Origin of the sequence: Paenibacillus oceani, assembly GCF_014705615.1 — a bacterium.
Classification (GTDB): Bacteria; Bacillota; Bacilli; order Paenibacillales; family NBRC-103111; genus Paenibacillus_AB; species Paenibacillus_AB oceani.
Genome location: NZ_JACXJA010000008.1, coordinates 20662 through 38764, shown reverse-complemented (window position 1 = coordinate 38764; position 18103 = coordinate 20662). Strand labels below are relative to the sequence as shown.

General features: G+C 53.4%; 14 protein-coding genes. 3 read left to right on the top strand and 11 right to left on the bottom strand.

The genetic code is table 11. The annotated features are described in order from the left end of the window. Nucleotides 1-25: 25 nt before the first annotated feature. On the bottom strand, nt 26-1393 hold the full coding sequence (locus IDH45_RS08600) for an ABC transporter substrate-binding protein (RefSeq protein ID WP_190926580.1): 1368 nt from the start codon (nt 1391-1393) through the stop codon (nt 26-28). A gap of 225 nt (nt 1394-1618) precedes the next feature. Between IDH45_RS08600 and IDH45_RS08595 the strand changes: the two genes are divergently transcribed. Further along, nucleotides 1619-2485, top strand: coding sequence for a helix-turn-helix transcriptional regulator (locus tag IDH45_RS08595; RefSeq protein WP_190926578.1), 867 nt, complete (start codon nt 1619-1621; stop codon nt 2483-2485). Nucleotides 2486-2555: 70 nt separating this feature from the next. On the opposite strand, the gene IDH45_RS08590 is transcribed toward IDH45_RS08595, so the two are convergent. Both IDH45_RS08590 and IDH45_RS08585 read right to left on the bottom strand, forming a co-directional pair. Further along, entirely contained in the window at nt 2556-4979 is a 2424-nt protein-coding gene (locus IDH45_RS08590) for a glycosyl hydrolase family 28-related protein (protein WP_190926576.1), read from the bottom strand. Nucleotides 4980-5098: 119 nt separating this feature from the next. Beyond that, nucleotides 5099-6436, bottom strand: a complete 1338-nt coding sequence (locus IDH45_RS08585) for an ABC transporter substrate-binding protein (RefSeq protein WP_190926574.1) — start codon at nt 6434-6436, stop codon at nt 5099-5101. 301 nt (nt 6437-6737) lie between these two features. Here IDH45_RS08585 and IDH45_RS08580 point away from each other — a divergent pair, with 301 nt between their 5' ends. Then, nucleotides 6738-7601 (top strand): helix-turn-helix transcriptional regulator, encoded by an 864-nt coding sequence (locus tag IDH45_RS08580; RefSeq protein WP_190926573.1) that lies wholly within the window; start codon nt 6738-6740, stop codon nt 7599-7601. A 70-nt stretch (nt 7602-7671) separates the two neighbouring features. On the opposite strand, the gene IDH45_RS08575 is transcribed toward IDH45_RS08580, so the two are convergent. Next, nucleotides 7672-9174 (bottom strand): FAD-dependent oxidoreductase, encoded by a 1503-nt coding sequence (locus IDH45_RS08575; RefSeq protein WP_190926571.1) that lies wholly within the window; start codon nt 9172-9174, stop codon nt 7672-7674. A gap of 210 nt (nt 9175-9384) precedes the next feature. Here IDH45_RS08575 and IDH45_RS08570 point away from each other — a divergent pair, with 210 nt between their 5' ends. Continuing rightward, nucleotides 9385-10788, top strand: coding sequence for a hypothetical protein (locus IDH45_RS08570; RefSeq protein ID WP_190926569.1), 1404 nt, complete (start codon nt 9385-9387; stop codon nt 10786-10788). 67 nt (nt 10789-10855) lie between these two features. Here IDH45_RS08570 and IDH45_RS08565 read toward each other — a convergent pair whose 3' ends face one another. The 7 genes from IDH45_RS08565 to IDH45_RS08535 form a co-directional block, all read right to left on the bottom strand. After that, the gene (locus IDH45_RS08565; protein WP_190926567.1) at nt 10856-11368 is read right to left on the bottom strand and encodes a low molecular weight protein-tyrosine-phosphatase; all 513 of its coding nucleotides are present in this window, start codon (nt 11366-11368) and stop codon (nt 10856-10858) included. A 37-nt stretch (nt 11369-11405) separates the two neighbouring features. Further along, on the bottom strand, nt 11406-12305 hold the full coding sequence (locus tag IDH45_RS08560; RefSeq protein ID WP_190926565.1) for a diacylglycerol/lipid kinase family protein: 900 nt from the start codon (nt 12303-12305) through the stop codon (nt 11406-11408). Between the two features lie 289 nt (nt 12306-12594). Continuing rightward, the gene (locus IDH45_RS08555) at nt 12595-13101 is read right to left on the bottom strand and encodes a RicAFT regulatory complex protein RicA family protein (RefSeq protein WP_397327004.1); all 507 of its coding nucleotides are present in this window, start codon (nt 13099-13101) and stop codon (nt 12595-12597) included. 41 nt (nt 13102-13142) lie between these two features. Further along, a complete protein-coding gene (miaB, locus tag IDH45_RS08550; RefSeq protein ID WP_397327003.1) occupies nt 13143-14648 on the bottom strand; it encodes a tRNA (N6-isopentenyl adenosine(37)-C2)-methylthiotransferase MiaB in 1506 nt (501 codons plus the stop codon). Nucleotides 14649-14778: 130 nt separating this feature from the next. Beyond that, nucleotides 14779-15351 carry a phosphate propanoyltransferase gene (pduL, locus tag IDH45_RS08545; protein ID WP_190926764.1) on the bottom strand — a complete coding sequence of 191 codons (573 nt, stop codon included), beginning with the start codon at nt 15349-15351 and terminating at the stop codon, nt 14779-14781. A gap of 138 nt (nt 15352-15489) precedes the next feature. Continuing rightward, nucleotides 15490-16359 carry a 2-oxoacid:ferredoxin oxidoreductase subunit beta gene (locus tag IDH45_RS08540; protein WP_190926561.1) on the bottom strand — a complete coding sequence of 290 codons (870 nt, stop codon included), beginning with the start codon at nt 16357-16359 and terminating at the stop codon, nt 15490-15492. Nucleotide 16360: 1 nt separating this feature from the next. Then, nucleotides 16361-18091 (bottom strand): 2-oxoacid:acceptor oxidoreductase subunit alpha, encoded by a 1731-nt coding sequence (locus tag IDH45_RS08535; protein ID WP_190926560.1) that lies wholly within the window; start codon nt 18089-18091, stop codon nt 16361-16363. Nucleotides 18092-18103: the final 12 nt, after the last annotated feature.

Below are 18103 nucleotides of genomic sequence, written 5' to 3'. Positions count from 1 at the left end.
TTTCCGGACTTTTTAAAGCGGACGGTTATTTTCTTACGCTGGTTTCGAGCATCTGATTCACTTGCATCTCCGCATCGCGCAGCGTCGTATTCAGATCCGTACCGTCAAAGTACATCTGAAACGTTTTCTGGACGATCGCGCGCGCCTGGAACTCGTACAACGAAAAGGTCGGCGCCGGGGCCGGGGTGCTTTTGAAGATCGCCTCCAAATGTTTGCCCTTCAGGAAAGCCATGTCCGCGCCAAGCTGCTTCTTCAGCTCGGTATTTTTCAGCGGCGACAGCCGGGCCGTCGTGCGGGTGCTTAACAGCTGCACTTCATCGGACGTAATTACGCTTATTACTTGCATCGCCTGATCCTTGTATTTGCTCGGCTTCGTTACGGAGAAAATATGCGTATCCACATGACCGTATACGTTCGGGCTGTTTTTGTAGCTCGGGTATTGCGCCATATCCCAGTTCAAGCCTTTGGCCGCCGCCGCTTCGAGTCCCAGATTCAAAATATTTTGCACCGGCAGCATGGCGACGTTTTTGTCATTCATAAACTGCGTCCGGCCTGTAGCGTTTAACGTTCCCGGCTTGTTGTTCGGAATCGACCAGATCCGCTTGGCCAGCTCGAACACCGACTTCCAGCCTTCGTTATTAACGGACGCTTTATTCGTCTTGGCATCCACCATCGTAAGCGAGAGCGGCATGGACATCCGATTAATATTTTCCGGGTCCAGCCCGCGGTAAGTCGTTCCGTCCTCGATCCGGGACAGCTTTTCCGCCATTGGAATCAGCTCTTCCCAGGTCAGGCCGTCTTTCGGATAGGCAACGCCGAATTTGTCGAAAATATCTTTGTTATAATACAGCGCGTTAAAGTTAACCGCGAAAGGCAGCGCCGCCAGCTCCTTGTTGTTCGACATGGAGCGGATCGCATCGAGGACGACCGGCTCGAACCGGTTAATATCAACTCCATGCTTCAAAGCGAGCCCGCTCATATCCTCCAGCAGACCAAGCTCCTTGAACAAGCCCAGATCTCCGTTCCAGGTAAAGACGATGTCCGGCGTGTCCCCTGCGGCTATCAGCTCTTGGATGCTGGTGCCTTGCCCCGGCCTGTACGTCTTGATCGAGATGTACGGATATTTCTTTTTGACCGGGTCCGCAATAAGGTTTTGAATATCCTTGTCCTCGAACCCTGTGCCGAAAAATACTTTCAGCGTAACCGGGCTCGTATCAACCGCCGGCGCGCCGGGCTTCGTCGTTTGCTCCCCCGCGTTTGGCTGATCTTTGGCCGGATCGGCCGGCGTGCCGGCGCCTCCGCCGCACCCTGACAAAACCAGCATGGAAGCGATCGCGATAGCCGTCATCCCTCCGACAGCCGCTTTCCCTGTACGATTTCCTCGATCGTTCATTTTGCGGATTCCCCTTTTGTTTAAGTAATGGATGAACCGATACCCCTTATGACCGTTCCTCTCGCCGCTATTGCGAAGTGGATTCATTTTGAATCTATACCGATTTTACCTGATAAAGAATGCAGGGTTCTGCATGAATTATTGTTTAAATTGCAATAAACTTTGCAATTCTTGTTGTCGTTTCTATGGGAGGGATGCTACAGTAAGAGGAAAGGAGGAGCGGTATTGAACATACAGGCCAAACATTACAAGCTGCAGGATGACGAACTGCTTATCGCCTACTCGCAATATTTCGGAGCATTCGATATGCCGGACAACCATATGCACGACACGTTCGAGCTGTATTACCTCATGTCCGGGGAGCGGAACTATTTCATTAAAGACCGTCTGTACCAGCTCCGGAAAGGCGATATCGTCTTTATTCCGAAATACGAGCTGCATCGGACGTTAGCCGCGGGCACTCCGCATCACGACCGGTTTCTGATTGAATTCAGCGAGCGGCTGTTCTGGGAAACGATCGGCGAGTCCTACGACGAGATCTTACTCCGTCCCTATTTGCGCGGGATACGGACATTTCGTCCGAAGCCGGAGGAACAGCTCGTCTTGGACGGGATCGTATACCGGATCATCCGGGACTTGAAGCACCCGCAAACCGCGCATGCTCTGCAGGTAAAGCTGCTTGCGATCGACGTGATGCTGTTTCTGGCCCGTTGTCTGGAACGTTACGCCGAGGACGACTCCGAATCCGATCCGCCCATCCATCGGAAAATATCGGACATTGCCGCTTATATCAACACGCACTACATGTGCCCTCTTACTTTAGCTCAGTTGTCGGAGACGTTTTCACTCAGTCCGCATTATATCAGCCGGATTTTCAAAGAAAAAACCGGTTTTTCGTTCATCCAATATTTGACCTACGTGCGGATCGGAGAAGCGAAGCGGCTGCTGAGGGAGTCGGACCGGAAAGTGCTCGAAATCGCCGATCAGGTCGGCTTCGAGAACCTGGCCCACTTCAACCGGGTGTTCAAACAAACGGTTCAGCTGTCCCCTTCCCAATATCGCCGCATGTCGGGCAGTCCGTTGTCCCCTTGAAAGGCAAGTAAACGAAAAAAGCTGCCCATAAGGACTATGGACAGCCAGGTTGCTTGACGCCTTATCGGGATCAATCGTCGTCTTCGTCGTCGTCCGGCGAATAGCGGGACTGGACGTGCCAGCGGTTAACTCCGTTCGACGTCAAGGTGACCGATTCGTTTCTCGACTGCAGCTTCATCGACCGGGTCCCGCCTACGGTATCGTTCTCAACGGCCTCAACCGTTACTTTGTTCCGTCCCGGGCTTGCCTTGATGATCAGGAAGGTGCGTCCCGGATGCTCGGATGCTTTCGGCAGCTGGATCACCGACGGTCCGGCCGTTGCGTCGACTTCCATCTGATAGTCATTAAGGGAAGCGGTGTAGGCCGAACCTGTTATTTGCTTAACCGGCAGCACTTGCCCCCGGGATTCGGAGTTCGGCAACGTCTGTACGTACACGCGTTGCTCCGCCCAATCGGTTCCGTCTGTATGCTCAGCCCCGGTTGTCAGGCGCACCCAGCAGCTTACAAAATATTCGTCCGGCGCCGTTCCGAGAAGAACGGGATTTTGATTGTACACGATATCGTTTCGTACCCAGCTTCCCGTTGTGGGCATGGCCGATTTGGTCGTCTGAATCGGATCGACCGGTGAACCGGTCAAATTCAACGCCGTATTGTCCGCAACGACCGAACGCGAGAACGCGCTGCCCGGAAGCGGCCGGACGGTTGATGTGAAGCCGGATATCCGGTTTCCCGCGATAGTCGGTTTCGAGTTGGGACGGACCATCACACCGAATCCCCATCCGCCCGCCCCGCTGAGCCGGTTGCCTGTAATGAGCATGTCCTCTTCCGTCAAATCGATGGCGGATACGTTCGTCGTCTCGATCTCCACCTGATTTCCGATTAACGTAAATCCTTTTTTGTTGCCGCCGGTATAAGAGCGGTAAAACGTGCCTTTTGTTTTGGACGATAGATTGCTAATCGTTATGTCCTTGTACAAGTAGTTCGTCCCGGCTGTCGTAATAATCCCGGCGTTGCAGTCCGAGATCGTCCCGCCTGTAATCGTTGCCCGTTCCACGTAAGCATCAAGCATAATGCAGGAATGAATGTCCGTCAGGTTCTCGCTGACAATCGACTGAAAGTCGTTTCCTACCGCAGTCGTATCGATCGCTCTGCTCAGAAGCAGTCCTCCCGAGGAGCTTTTTCCTTTCGGCACGTTCCTTATTTTGTTTCCGATGAATAGATTGCCGCGCGCATACCGCTCGATTGTAACTTGCACGCCTGCATGGTTCATTCCGGTATAAATGACCCCTTGGGCACGCATCGCTATCGTTTGCGGCGTCTCCGAGTCTACCTTAACGCCTTCCAACGGCCCCGACATCTTCATAATATCGTTATTTTCAAACCGGTTGTAGGAGCCTCCTTTGTCCGATTCGATGCAGGTGACCGCGTTCGTATCATGGATCGTGCATTGCCGGATCGTATTGTATAAGGTGGCCGGACCGGCCAGCTCGATCACATTAAACGTAAACCCTTCAAAAACGCAATCTTCGACCAGGTTATTCCGGACAAACTTCGTAAATTGATGATCGGCCAAGTTTACGTTCGTATAATTCGTAAAATAGCGGACTGCAAAGCCCGACATCCGGGACGGGTCGTCAAACCGGCATTTGCGGATGACGTTGGAGTGACAGTCTCCGGTATCTTGTTCGGTTGCTTCGATCGTATAAAAATTGCCGCTCCTATCGTTGTTTCCGAAATTTCTTATCGTTACATTCTCCACCAGATTATACTGCGCTTCGTTGCCTAAAAACAGGCAGCCGTTTCCTCTCCGAATATCCGGCCGGTTCTGAATGTTGCCGTCCAGCACCAGGTTCCGGATCTGCGCATGTTTGCACGTAAACAGCCCCGTATACCCTAACAGCATGAAAGAAAAGCCTTCTTGTCCCACTTTGGCCAGTAGGACCGTTGCCTCGCCGTCCCCTTCCAAAATCGTGTTCGAGTATACGTTCAGCGTCCCGCTTATGATGTACGTTCCTTGCGGTATTACAAGCTTGCCGCCGCCGTTGTCCCGAATCGTAAAAAGCGCGCTGCGAATCGCGGCCGTATCGTCGGTTGTTCCGTTTCCTTCCGCTCCGAACCAGGCGGCGTTTAACGCTCCCTCGTACAACCGTTTCAGCCTCATCCCGGAAGCGGTTACAATAACAGTCGCCGTATTGTCTACAGATACTGTATCGGCCGGATCGCACACAAATATTCCTTCGTGTCCGTTGTACCGGACCAGATAAACGAGTTCGGGCGATACGTTCGTGCGGCTTCGCAACTGTTCGAGCGTTAACGTTACGACATGTCCGGGATTCGGTTCGCCTCCGCCCGGATTGCCGTACACGAGCGATGTCACCGATTGTCCATGCGATTCGGCAGCTCTTAAGCTCACCCCGGCTACTCCCGCAACCCCGGCCATCCCAAGTGCGGACAGCATTTTGCGCCTGCTTATTTTGACAGCTTGCTTTGACATCATCTCAACCTCCTATAATTAGGTAGGAACCGCTGAGAGAGAACCGTCCAGCCTGTCGTCTCCCGCAGCAGCCTCCTCTTACCCGATTCGCATTTGTTCGGTTTTGGCTCGGTCTGTTCCTATTTCGTCCTCGCTTTATACTCGGCGATCGCTTTCACCGACTCTTCCTCGACTTTCCGAAATGCAGTGTTAATATCGATCGTTCCCCGCTCCATATCGAGTACGTATTTGCCATACAGCGTAACAAGGTTCGAGTCGTAAGGCGCTTTCGGCGGAATCGGCGCGAATTTGTTGCGGAATATCGCCTGCAAGTTTTTGCTTTTGAACTCGGAATCCTGGCCAAGCGATTTGCGGACGGCGTCATTGGTGACGACCGGGATGATCCCTTTCTTAGCCAGTTCCGTCTGCGCTTCATCGGACGTCATATATTTCAGCACTTCCATCGCCTGATCTTTGTATTTGCTCATCGCCGTTACGCCGAAGTAGCTCGGATACGCTTGCGAGCCTATATTAGGTGCATCCTTAAAAGTCGGCAGAGAGACCATATCCCAGTTCATCGCCCTCAGCTCCGTGGGGGAAATCATGTAATAACTGGACAAATAAGCGAACATCGCGGACGTTTGGGTTTTCATAAACTCGTTCACGTTTGAAGGCCAAGTCAGCTGGGCCAGTCCGGCGCGGTACCCTTCGTCGTTTGCCGGATCAATGAACAGCGTCTGATACAGCCGCTTCCATTTCTCGTCTTTGTTGATCAGCGGCGTATCGGTTTTCATATCCGCCGTGCCGAGCGAATACGGATTCATGCGGATGAGGTGAATCGGCGAAGTCGTAAATCCCTGATACTGCTTGCCTCCCTCGCTTCGCGTCAGCTTTTTGGCGATTTCCAGCGTTTCGTCCCACGTCATGCCGTCCTTCGGGTAGGCGACTCCGAATTTGTCGAAGATGTCTTTGTTGTAATAAAGCACCATGTTGTTGTTAAACACGGGTAACCCGTAAATTTTGCCTCCAGCCACTTGACGAAGCGCATCCACAATCGTCGGCTCGAAACGGTTCATATCGATCTGGTGTTTTTGGATCAGCCCGCTCATGTCGTACTGGATTCCCGTGTCGAGCACCCAGCTCTCGAAATTGCCGATCGACTGGAAAAAAATATCGATCTGCTGGCCGCTTGCAATAAGATCGGCTAAGGTAGGTCCTTTGTTAGCGCTGCTGATGAACTTGATCGTATGCTCGGGAAACTTTTTGCGGATCGAATCGCCGAACCGGAGGTTGAAGCTTTCCTCGGAGTCGCCGTTGTTCGTATAAAATACGAGCTCGGCCGGTTCGCTTTTTTGCTGTACGGGTGTTGTCGTGCCCGGACTCGAACCCGGTTCTTCATTGCCCCCGCATCCTGCCAACACAAGCGCCGACAGCATCATCAAGGAAACGGCCGGTGTTATCGCTTTTGGATATCTCATCTGGTTGGTGTACCTCCTTGTCGGATCTGTAGATTTTCATATTCATCACTTTGGTTTTATCGGGTTACATTGGATTTTCTTGGAGGAGGAATAATCATATTCGTCCTCTGCGGTCCCTCCGCAACTGTTTATTTCCTCCTCTCTGCGAAAGCGCATTCACTAGTTTCTGAATCGATCATATCGTATCAATGATGCATGGTTCTGCGTCAAAAACGGCAATTATTGCATCTACCTATGCAATTTTTGTTGTTGATTCCATTCCATTCTGCTACAGTAATCGTAAAGGAGGAATCGGACCCGCATGATCGTTACCCCCCCGCAGAAACATCACGTTTTACTCGAGGACAACTTGCTTGTTGGTTATTCGCAATATTATGCAACGTTCGACATGCCGGACAACCATATGCACGAAACGTTGGAGCTGTATTACTTGATGTCCGGAAAGCGTCACTTTTTCATCAAAGACCGTCTGTATCCCATTCAAAAAGGAGACCTCGTCTTCGTACCGAAATATGATCTGCACCGGACGATGGCGGCAGGAACCCCGCATCACGACCGGTTCCTCATTCAATTTTCGGACGACCTGTTCGACGGTATGCTTGGCGGATCGTATAGAGAAGTGCTGCTTCGTCCTTACTTGTCCGGCGTTCGGACGCTGCGGCTGAAGTCCGAAGATTTGCTGACACTGGACGGCTTCGTTTTCCGCATCATCCAGGATCTGAAGGAGCAGCCGACCGCCCATTCGCTGCAGGTGAAGCTGCTTGTTACAGAGATGCTGCTGTTCATATCGCGATGCATGGAACGGTACGATCTGGAAATTTCGCCGTTCGATACGCCGATTCACCAAAAAATTACGGAAATCGCCGCGTACATCAATACCCATTACATGAGCCCGGTAACGCTGAAGCAATTGTCCGAAACGTTTTATATGAGCCCGCATTACATCAGTCGGATTTTCAAAGAAAAAACCGGATTTTCGTTTATCAAATATTTGACCTATATCCGAATCGGCGAAGCGAAACGGCTTCTGCGCGAAACCGATACGAAGGTGCTTCATATCGCGGAACAGGTCGGATTCGAAAATTTGGCCCACTTCAACCGGGTATTCAAACAGACGGTTTCCTTATCTCCTTCCCAATACCGCCGCATGTCGGGCCGCAAATGATTTTATGATGGATAGGAACGCCAAAAAGCTGCCTGCGATCGGATCGCAGACAGCTGGAAGCTAATTGATGTTATTCGATGACAAGCTTGCCTTCGTTCAGCTGGCGCCGCTGCTCATCGGTCAGATGTTTGATTTTGTCTGCACCGGTCACTCCGCTCAGCCGGATACCGTGTTTTTTCTGCACATAGCTGTGCAGCTCCTTCATCTCCTTGGCAGAAAGCTCCGACAGGACGCGCTTATCGTCAAGCCTTGCGAGCAGGATGCCGATCACTTCGCCGGCCAGCGCCGTATTCGGCTGAATTCTGGCGCTTCCGTAAGCGACTGCCGACGCGCCTACGTTTTTGCCAGCTGTTATGACGTTCGAATATCCTTTCGGGATAAACGATCTTAGTGGCATGCCGTATTTGTCGGGGACCCCCTTGCGGCTGCCCCACACGTGATTTTTCGTCCCTTGCAGATCGAGCGCATACCCGGCAATGCTGACGTTATCGTCATACATCGTACCGCTCATCAGATCGGTCGCCTGCAGCACGTATTCAGTCTCGTACCGGTCGTAATCCCGGACATATAAATATTCGGGGTAACCGTTAATCTCCGCCTTCTCCCAGCCCGGAAGCTCCTGGCGCAAATGCGGGAGCACCCGCTCCGTCTCGCGTCTGCCGAGTTCGATCGCTTGGCGCACGCTCTCTTCGCTGGAGGGGTCAACGTCATATAACAGCAGCGCGTTAATCAGCACGTCGCCGTCACGCTGATTTACCGTATTCAGACCGCGCAGAAAAACATCGCTGCTGCTTGGCTTAAACCGCCCTCCCACATTGCCGAATCCCCATGTGAACGTATCGGTTACGGTCGTTTCCGCGCCGTACTTTTCCTCGATCCCTTTTTTGCCGAGCTTGTTCACTTCTTGCTGGAACTTGGCCCAGTCGACGTTGCGGAACTTCATCATGAGCGACGACGCCATGTAATCCTTCGTGCCGCCGAACACCGTCTCGATGCCCGGAATCCGCTGTAACCCCAGCTTGCTCGTCAAGGCGGAAAAGTCGGTGTTTTCCACCCAGTAGCGGGCTGAAACCGTTTTGGTCGTACCGTCCTTTGTCCGGTAGGAGACCGACTCCACGCGCCGCTTGTTCGTCGCCGGATCTTCCTTGATCTCTACGTTCGTAATGGATATCCCGGATTCGATCGGTATGCCGTCGGACAATTGATTGAAGTAGGCGACGAATTCTTCTTTTTTCCGGATGTCTCCCTTTTTGTACGCATCGAAAAGCAGCTTAACTCTTCCCTGCAGAAGCGATTTGCCGCTGCCTTCGAACGCTTCGTCCAAATAATGCATCTCGCCTTGGATCAGCTGGCCGCCGGGCTTCTCCCGGGGATCGATGACGATCACGGACAGCCCTTCGTCCTTGGCCGCTCTCGCCAAATACATCCCTTCCATCTCCGAACCGAAAACGACGACATCGGGCTTCGACGGATCGGACGCTGCACGCTTGGGTTCCGTATCCCGCTCGCAAGCCGCAAATACCCACAAAGCTGCCAGCAACAGGCCGAACCTGGCCAAAGATAACCGCTTCATAATATCCCCCTCTATTCATATACGCTACCAGATATATAGACGAATGGAAGGCCGATTGGTTTCCGTTTTCGGCCAAAAGAGCCCGGTTTATTCCGGCACGGGAAGACGGGCGTAGACGGGTGCAGGCTTCCAGCTCCGCAAACACACATTTTGCGGCGGCGCATACACTGAAGTACAGTTGTAACCCCTTACGTGGAGGTGTACCGCCAAATGGACGTCACACTTATATCGCTGCACTGGGTTTACCTCGCCTTCGTCTTGCTCATTATCGGCTTTATGGTGATGCGGCGCGATACGACGGCCGTGTGCGTCGTCGGCATTTTAGCGCTCGGCCTGATTGCCACCCAGTCTGTCAGCCAATCGGTCGGCGGTGTTTTTTCCGGATTTATTTATGCTATTAAAGAATTAATCGGCACGATTCTGGTCATCTCGCTCATTGTCGCCTTGAGCAAAGTGCTGATCCGTACGGGCATTAATGAAGTGATGATTTCGCCCGTAACCCGGCTGATTCGTTCGCCGGCGCTCGCTTTCTGGGTTATCGGCATCGTGATGATGATCATTTCGTGGTTTTTCTGGCCTTCCCCGGCCGTGGCGCTGATCGGCGCCGTGCTTCTGCCCGTTGCGATTCGCGTAGGATTGCCCGCGCTGGGAGTCGCGGTGGCAATGAACTTGTTCGGCCACGGCATCGCCCTGTCCGGCGACTTCGTCATACAGGGAGCGCCCAAGCTGACCGCGGATGCGGCAGGCATCCCGGTAGCGGACGTCATTCAAGCCAGCATTCCACTCGTGATCATCATGGGTGCGGTTACGACCGCCGTAGCCTTCTGGTATATGCGCCGCGACATGCGGAACGGCAGCTTGACGATGGATACGGGCCTTAAAGCGACAACTGTCCCTGAATCCGAGGCGGCCAAAATTGACAGCCCCTTGTCCCCCGCCGTCAGAAAAATTGCCGCAGTCGTGATCCCGCTTCTGTTCGCCCTCGATATCTTCGCCATGTTCAAGCTCGACCTGCAAGGCGGAGACGCCACCGCCCTGATCGGCGGCACCGCGCTGCTCGTCATGATCGTGCTCTCCTTGTTATCAAGCCGCAAGGCAGGTCTGGAGCGTACGACGACGCAATTGATCGACGGCTTTTTGTTCGGGTTTAAAGTGTTTGGTCCGGTTATTCCGATCGCCGCGTTTTTTTATTTGGGCGACTCCGCCTTTGCCGACATTTTCGGCAATACGCTGCCCGACGGCTCCCACGGCATCGTCAACGATCTCGGTCTTGCGCTCGCCCAGACGGTGCCGATCAATACCGGCGTCAGCGCCGCCACGCTGACGGTCGTCGGAGCGATAACGGGCCTCGACGGCTCCGGCTTCTCCGGCATCTCGCTGGCCGGCTCGATCGCCAACCTGTTCGCCGCCGCGATCGGCTCCGGTATCGCTACGTTAACGGCGTTAGGTCAGATCGCTGCGATCTGGGTTGGCGGCGGAACGATCGTACCTTGGGCGCTTATTCCGGCAGCGGCTATCTGCGGCGTAGACCCGTTTGAGCTGGCCAGACGCAATCTGAAGCCGGTCGTTATCGGACTCGTCGTTACGACGATCGCCGCCATGTTCCTGATTTGAGTTACTGCGAAAAAGGCTCCGGTTATATACCGGAGCTTTGGTGCATACAACGTACAAGTGTGGCGGATTACGGCTTCAACTCGTCTTGGATCTGCTTCAACAGGACGCGGCAGCCTGCCTCCACCATCTCATACACCTCGTCAAAATTGCCGGTGTAATAAGGGTCCGGCACGTTCTCCAGCTTGCGCTCCGGCAGTAAATCGAGGAGACGAAACATTTTGGACTTTACTCCGCCGTCCGGCTGTTCTGGAGTTCCGGAACCTTCGCGGGTATGCTGTGCCAACATCTCGTGCAGATTGCTCAAATTGCTATTATCCATGGCGATTACATAATCGAACTGGGCAAAATCTTCCGGCTTAACCTGCCTCGCCGTCATCCCGTTCCATGAGATGCGCTTGCTGTCCAGCAGCTTGCGGGTTCCTTCATGCGGAGGATGACCGATATGCCAATCGCCCGTTCCTGCAGAGTCTATCTGAATCTGCTGCTCCAGCCCGGCTTCCTTTACTTGGTGCCGAAGTACCGCTTCCGCCATCGGAGAACGGCAGATGTTGCCCAGACATACGAACAATACGTGAATCATATCATACTCCTTCCCGTCTATCGACATTGCAATATTTTCAAATGACAAGCAAACGATCCGGAAGCACTTCGATCGCAACCGGCGTTCCGACCGGCGTCTCCCCTCCGAATTCTCCGTCCATATGAATCGTCATCGGCGTGCCGCTCTCCATCCGGATCTTCCTTCCAGCCAACATCCGTACAGCCGGATGCGTCACATGCGTTCCGTCGTATACCCGCGGGAAAAAACGCAGCAGTTCCATACGCGATATCCCTTCCACCAGACACAGATGGAGCCATCCGTCGTCATCCTTGGCATCCGGACAAATCTTCATGCCCCCGCCGTAACCCGGCATATTGGCGATCGCCATCAGCCAGACGTCGTCGTGCTCGGAGGTGATGCCATCGACATCCAGCCGCACACGGCAAGGCTTGTACGTAATCAACAAACGTAGAACAGTGACAACGTAAGAGATTCGCCCCGCACGGATCCGATTGAACCAACGTTTGTACCAGGACCGGTTCGTCAGCTTGGCCACTTCGCCGTCAAAACCGATTCCCGCCGATATGGCAAACAGTCTGCCATTGATCAGGCCGGCATCGATCCGGCGGCTGTTAAGCTTCAATACGCGCTCCAGCGCGCCTTCCCATAACAGCGGGTATCCAAGGCTGCGTGCGAAATCGTCTCCGGACCCGGCGGGAATGCAGCCGACCGGCACGCTCGTCCCCGCGACTCCGTTCGCAACCTCATGGACGGTTCCGTCACCGCCTATAGCGACGATCGCGGAGATACCCGGCTTATTAGCCAGTTCCCGGGCGATCTCCTCCGCATGTCCCTGTTTTTGCGTAAACGTACGGCCGTATTCAATGCCGAGCCTGTCCAGCGCCCGTTCGACTTCCTGCCATACTTTCTTGCCTTTACCGTTTCCGGATAGCCGGTTAATGACGAACCATATCACGGGTCCGGCTGCCTCCCATCGCTTTCAGAATCCGAACCAGCTTCGTACAGATCAATGCTGCGACCGCAAGAAACGCTCCTGAACGATAAACAAGCTTTTCCACTTGGAATGACCTTTTGTAAGGGTAGCTTTTCTTGCGGGCAGCAAGGATTCACTTTAGCTGAAAATGTATACTCAGCTCATAAAAAAAGGGTCACGACGGCAATGATCCGACGTACCCCCTTGTACACGGCGACGTTTGACCCGTCACTTCGATTAGCAAGTGGACGGGGACGGAAAGGCGATCCGATCAATCGCTGCAGTTGCTGGCGGGTTCGACTGAACCTTCCTCGACCTGTATTTTCTCGGATACCGTATCGCGGATAACGCCAACGACGAGTTGCAGCAAATAATTGATATCTTCCTGGGTCTGCTTGAACTGCGTGACGATCGGATAATCGTCCAGCTTGTCCTGCAGCTCTTCCAGCTCTCCGTTGATCTTGTCGACCATCTTCTGGTTTTGGAATCGCTCGAATGCAACCGCTTCTTTTTGCCGTTTTTTGATCAGCTTGATCAAATCCTGAATTTCGGTGTTGGACTGAACCTGTTTCTCTGCCTTTTGGAACATAAGGACTTCATCCGTCGTAGAAATCAGGTGAGCGAGCTCTTTCGCTTTGGCCATAATATCGTCGCGTACGATTAAATCCGTCTTGCTGTAGCTCTCCATATCGTGAGGCGGATTGGCGCAAGAATGACCATGCTCGTGATTATGGTCGTGATCGTGATCGTGGGTATGTGCCCCGTGCTGTCCTGCCATTCTATTCACTCCTACGTTTCTATTCGTATATCGAATTTGGATTAAACGACTTTGGCAGGCTGTGAAGTGACCAGCTCGCCCTTGAGAACCCATGTCTGCGGCTCCGTAATCGTCACTTGGACGAATTGACCGGCTAACTCTTTCGAGCCGCGGAAATGGACCAGCTTGTTCGTTCTCGTCCGTCCGGCCAGCACATCCGGGTTCGTCCTGCTCTCGCCTTCGACGAGCACTTCCAGCGTCTGCCCCCGGAGCTGCTCATTCTGCTCGCGGCTGATCACATTCAATAGATCGTTAAGACGCTTCAAGCGGTCTTTCTTGACTTCTTCAGGCACGTTATCCTCCATCGCCGCCGCAGGCGTGCCGTCACGCGGAGAGTAGATGAAGGTGAAAGCCGAATCGTACCGAACCTCGCGAACGAGCGAGAGCGTGTCCTGGAACTGCTCCTCCGTCTCGCCCGGGAATCCGACGATAATGTCCGTGGTCAGCATCGCGTCCGGAATGGCAACGCGTATTTTACGGACGAGGTCCAAGTAATGCTCGCGCGAATATTTACGGCTCATGAGCTTGAGCACTTCGGTATTGCCGGATTGGACCGGCAAATGAATATGCTCCACCAGATTGCCCCGCTTCGCCAGCACCTCGATCAGCCGATCGTCGAAATCTCTCGGGTGGGACGTCGTAAAGCGGATACGCGGGATATCGATCTTGCGCACGTCGTCCATCAAATCGCCGAACGAATACGAGATATCGTCAAAGTCTTTGCCGTATGCGTTCACGTTTTGGCCGAGCAGCGTAATTTCTTTAAACCCTTGCCGCGCCAGATCGCGGATCTCCGCCAGCACGTCATGCGGACGACGGCTCCGTTCCTTGCCGCGCGTATACGGCACGATGCAGTACGTACAGAACTTGTCGCAGCCGTACATGATGTTAACCCATGCTTTCATGCCTTCGCGTTTTTTGGGCAAGTTCTCGATGATGTCGCCTTCTTTGGACCATACTTCGACGACCATCTCTTTGCCGTAATACGCTTCCTTCAGAAGCACCGGCAGCCGGTGGATATTGTGCGTGCCGAAGATGATATCAACGAACGCATGCTTTTGCATGATCCGGTTGACCACCGATTCTTCCTGCGACATACAGCCGCATACGCCCAAAATAAGCCCAGGCTTCTGCTGCTTCAGCGTCTTCAGATGGCCGAGCTCGCCGAACACTTTATCTTCGGCGTTCTCCCGGATCGCACACGTATTCAGCAGGATGATATCGGCATCGAGCTTCTCTTCCGTCGACTCGTAGCCCATCTCCTCCAGCATGCCCTTCATAACCTCGGTATCGTGTTCATTCATTTGGCAGCCGTACGTACGGATCAAATATTTCTTGCCGGTGCCGACCGTCTTCATGTCTTCCGGAATAGCCGACTCGTAGTGAACGGCGATATCCTCTTTGCCCCGCTTTTTTGCATCTTTTAATGAAGGCGGTTGGAAATATATCGAATAGTCCTTGTCGGACTTCGTTTGTTTCTCGTCCAAGAGGGTCAATTCCTTTTTCAACAATTCCACTTCCTTTCCGCATCCAGTCATTATTCCATTATACCATTATTCCTCCCTATCTGACAAAATAAATGCTGGGGGAGCTAGTCAAAAAAACAAAAAGCCGAGCGGGGAAATCCCCTTCGGCTAATCAATCCAATATAACAGCGGTCTCGCCATTTTTGATGCCGGCCGCGTTCGCTTCATCCGTATCGATATGCATATCAAGCGCAAACTGGTCGGAAATTCTGGCGATCACATCTTCGAAGACTAGAGGACGGGTGCCCCCGACTCTTACCCGCAGCAGCTGCTTGTCCCGGATGCCCCATTCGGCGGCTTCCTTCGTATGAAAATGAATATGTCTGGCTGCGATGATGACGCCACGATCGAGCACGACCTCACCCGCAGGGCCTTTCACTGTAATGCCCGGTGTCCCTTCGATATTGCCCGACTCCCGGACGGGAGCATCGATGCCAAGCTGGAACGAATCCGTCTTGGAAATTTCGATTTGCGACGCTTTGCGCGCGGGACCCAAAATCCGCACTTTGTCGAATTTCCCTTTCGGTCCAAATACGGCTACCGTCTCTTCTGCTGCAAACTGGCCCGGCTGGGACAGCGGCTTCATCGGCTTCAGCTCGTAGCCCGCACCAAATAAAGTATCAACATGCTCCTGCGATAAATGAATATGACGGGCGGATACCCCGACCGGAACGATTTTCTCCATGCTCATCGTAAAGCTCCTCTCTGAGATGCGGCTCTGATCTGTATGCGATACTCTAGTATCGCACTTCTCGCTTTCCATTATAAGCTAATGTAGAAAAAAGACATGTGACCGTGATCACATGTCTTTCGTTCACGCTTCTTAACGGAATTCGGCGACAAGCTTGTCGAACTCGGCTTCCGTAATTTTCATATTTTGCTTGGCGAGCGCTTCCGGCTTGAAGCCCGGAACCATCTCCTCGTAGCTTTGCTTTTCTTTGTTCTGATAGATAATCCCGGTCAGCATACCGTTCGTTTCCATAATTTTCGTCATCGCCATAACGCGGTCGTTCGGGTTGTAGTCCGGAATTTCGTCGAGGTCGACGATGTTTTCCTTGAACCACTCATACGTGTTGAACTTGTTGAACGTTACGCATGGGCTGAAAATATTGATGAACGAGAAGCCTTTATGCTGAATGCCCGCTTCGATGACGGCCGTCAACTGCTTCAGGTTGCTGGAGAACGACTGGGCGACATAAGTAGCGCCTGCTGCAAGAGCCATCTCGAGCGGAGCGAGCTCGGACTCGATCGAGCCTTGCGGCGTATATTTCGCATTGACGAACCCTTTCGCGCTGCGCGGGGAGTTTTGCCCTTTGGTCAGCCCGTAAATCTGGTTGTCCATAACGATATAGGTCATATCGATATTGCGGCGGATCGCGTGAACCGTATGGCCAAGACCGATGGCGAAGCCGTCTCCGTCACCGCCGGAAGCGATAACCGTCAGCTCGCGGTTAGCCATCTTGAGCCCTTGTGCGATCGGCAGCGAACGGCCGTGAATGCCGTGGAAGCCGTAACAGTTAATGTAGCCCGAGATACGGCCGGAACAGCCGATACCGGATACGACAGCCAAGTTTTCAGGCTCCAGACCGACGTTTGCAGCCGCTCTCTGGATCGCAGCTTGTACGGCGAAGTCGCCGCAGCCCGGGCACCAGTTCGGCTTTACGTTATTTCTGAAATCTTTTAATGTCGCCATCTTAGTTCAGCTCCTTGCAATGTTTGTAAACTTCCGAAGGCAGGAACGGCGTTCCGTCGTATTTCAGCATACTCGTAATTTTATCGTGTCCCACATGCAGCTTGATTTGCTCAGCCAGCTGACCTGTGGCGTTGTTTTCAATAACGACGACTTTTTTCGCTTTGGCGATCTGAGCGGCCACTTCGTCCACAGGGAACGGATGGATCAGACGGACGGTCGAATGGTTCGTCTTCATTCCTTCCTTAGCCAATCTTGCTCTCGCCTCGTCGATCGTACCGCCTGTTGATCCCATACCGATGATCAGCAGGTCCGCATTGTCGTGCGGAGCGTCGGATACGACTGCGTTCGCAAGCTTCAAACTTTTGAGCTTGGCGAGACGTTTGTCCATCATCTTCTGACGGTTGATCGGGCTTTCCGACGGACGGCCGGTCTCGTCATGCTCTACGCCGGTAACGTGGTGCAAGCCGCCGGGTTCGCCAGGCAGTACGCGAGGGGAAACGCCGTCTTCGGTAAATTCGTACCGTTTGAACAGCTTGCCGTCCTCCTGCTTCGGAACGTCGGTCACCAGGTTGCCGCGATCGATGACGATTTTGTTGTAATCCAGCAGTTCGGAAGATTGCTTGCCGAGAGAGAGCTGCAGGTCGGTCATAATAATTACCGGGCATTGGTATTTCTCCGCCAGGTTGAACGCTTCAATCGTGTCGTAGAAGCAATCTTCAACTGTAGCAGGGGCGATGACGATTTTTGGAATCTCGCCGTGAGTTCCGTATACCATCGCGTTCAAGTCGCTCTGCTCCTGCTTGGTCGGAAGACCCGTGCTCGGACCGCCGCGCTGCGTGTTGACGATAACGACAGGCGTCTCGGTCATGCCGGCAAGACCGATCGCTTCCATCATCAGCGATAGTCCGGGACCCGCGGAAGCGGTCAGCGCGCGCACGCCGCCGTAGTTGGCGCCGATCGCCATCGTGACGGCTGCGATCTCGTCTTCGGTTTGGATGACAGTGCCGCCGAACTTAGGCAGGCGCTTGATCAAATATTCCATAATCTCGGAAGCCGGTGTGATGGGATATGCCGGCATGAAACGGCAGCCGGCGGCTACCGCGCCAAGTCCGATCGCGTCGTTTCCGATAATGAACAGCTTCTGCGATCCGTCCGCTTCCGCCAGTTTGAACTCTTCCAAAGGACCGCCGGCCAGCTCGATTACGAAGTCCGCCGCACGTTTGACCGCTTCGACGTTTTTCTCGACAACTGCAGGACCTTTACGGCCGAATTCTTCTTCGACGGCTTTGTTGAACACTTCGAGAGGCAATCCGAGCAATGCCCAAGAGGCACCGGATGCCGCCATATTTTTAAACAGCGCCGTTCCCAAATCTTCCGCAATCGCGGTAATCGGAACTGGGAACAGACGTGCGTCTATACCTTCCGGCAATGTGGGATTAAACTTGGCGTCAGCGACGACAACGCCGCCCGCGCGAAGCTCGTGCGCATTCAAATCGATGGTTTCTTGGTCGAACGCGACCAATATGTCCAGATCGTCGGAAATCGCCCGAATCGGCTTCGTACTGATCCGGATTTTGTTGTTCGTATGTCCGCCCTTAATCCGGGAAGAGAAATGTCTGTAGCCGTACAGATAGTAGCCAAGACGATTTAAGGCGGTGGAGAAGATGCGGTCCGTACTTTCAACGCCTTCCCCTTGCTGCCCTCCGACTTTCCATGACAACTGCTCGATCACAACGTCCACTCC

Bases quoted from the DNA above. Each gene is read 5' to 3' on its own strand.
- IDH45_RS08600 (WP_190926580.1), bottom strand. From the start codon at position 1,393: ATGAACGATCGAGGAAATCGTACAGGGAAAGCGGCTGTCGGAGGGATG.
- IDH45_RS08590 (WP_190926576.1), bottom strand. From the start codon at position 4,979: ATGTCAAAGCAAGCTGTCAAAATAAGCAGGCGCAAAATGCTGTCCGCA.
- IDH45_RS08585 (WP_190926574.1), bottom strand. From the start codon at position 6,436: ATGAGATATCCAAAAGCGATAACACCGGCCGTTTCCTTGATGATGCTG.
- IDH45_RS08580 (WP_190926573.1), top strand. From the start codon at position 6,738: ATGATCGTTACCCCCCCGCAGAAACATCACGTTTTACTCGAGGACAAC.
- IDH45_RS08575 (WP_190926571.1), bottom strand. From the start codon at position 9,174: ATGAAGCGGTTATCTTTGGCCAGGTTCGGCCTGTTGCTGGCAGCTTTG.
- IDH45_RS08570 (WP_190926569.1), top strand. From the start codon at position 9,385: ATGGACGTCACACTTATATCGCTGCACTGGGTTTACCTCGCCTTCGTC.
- IDH45_RS08565 (WP_190926567.1), bottom strand. From the start codon at position 11,368: ATGATTCACGTATTGTTCGTATGTCTGGGCAACATCTGCCGTTCTCCG.
- IDH45_RS08555 (WP_397327004.1), bottom strand. From the start codon at position 13,101: ATGGCAGGACAGCACGGGGCACATACCCACGATCACGATCACGACCAT.
- pduL (WP_190926764.1), bottom strand. From the start codon at position 15,351: ATGGAGAAAATCGTTCCGGTCGGGGTATCCGCCCGTCATATTCATTTA.
- IDH45_RS08540 (WP_190926561.1), bottom strand. From the start codon at position 16,359: ATGGCGACATTAAAAGATTTCAGAAATAACGTAAAGCCGAACTGGTGC.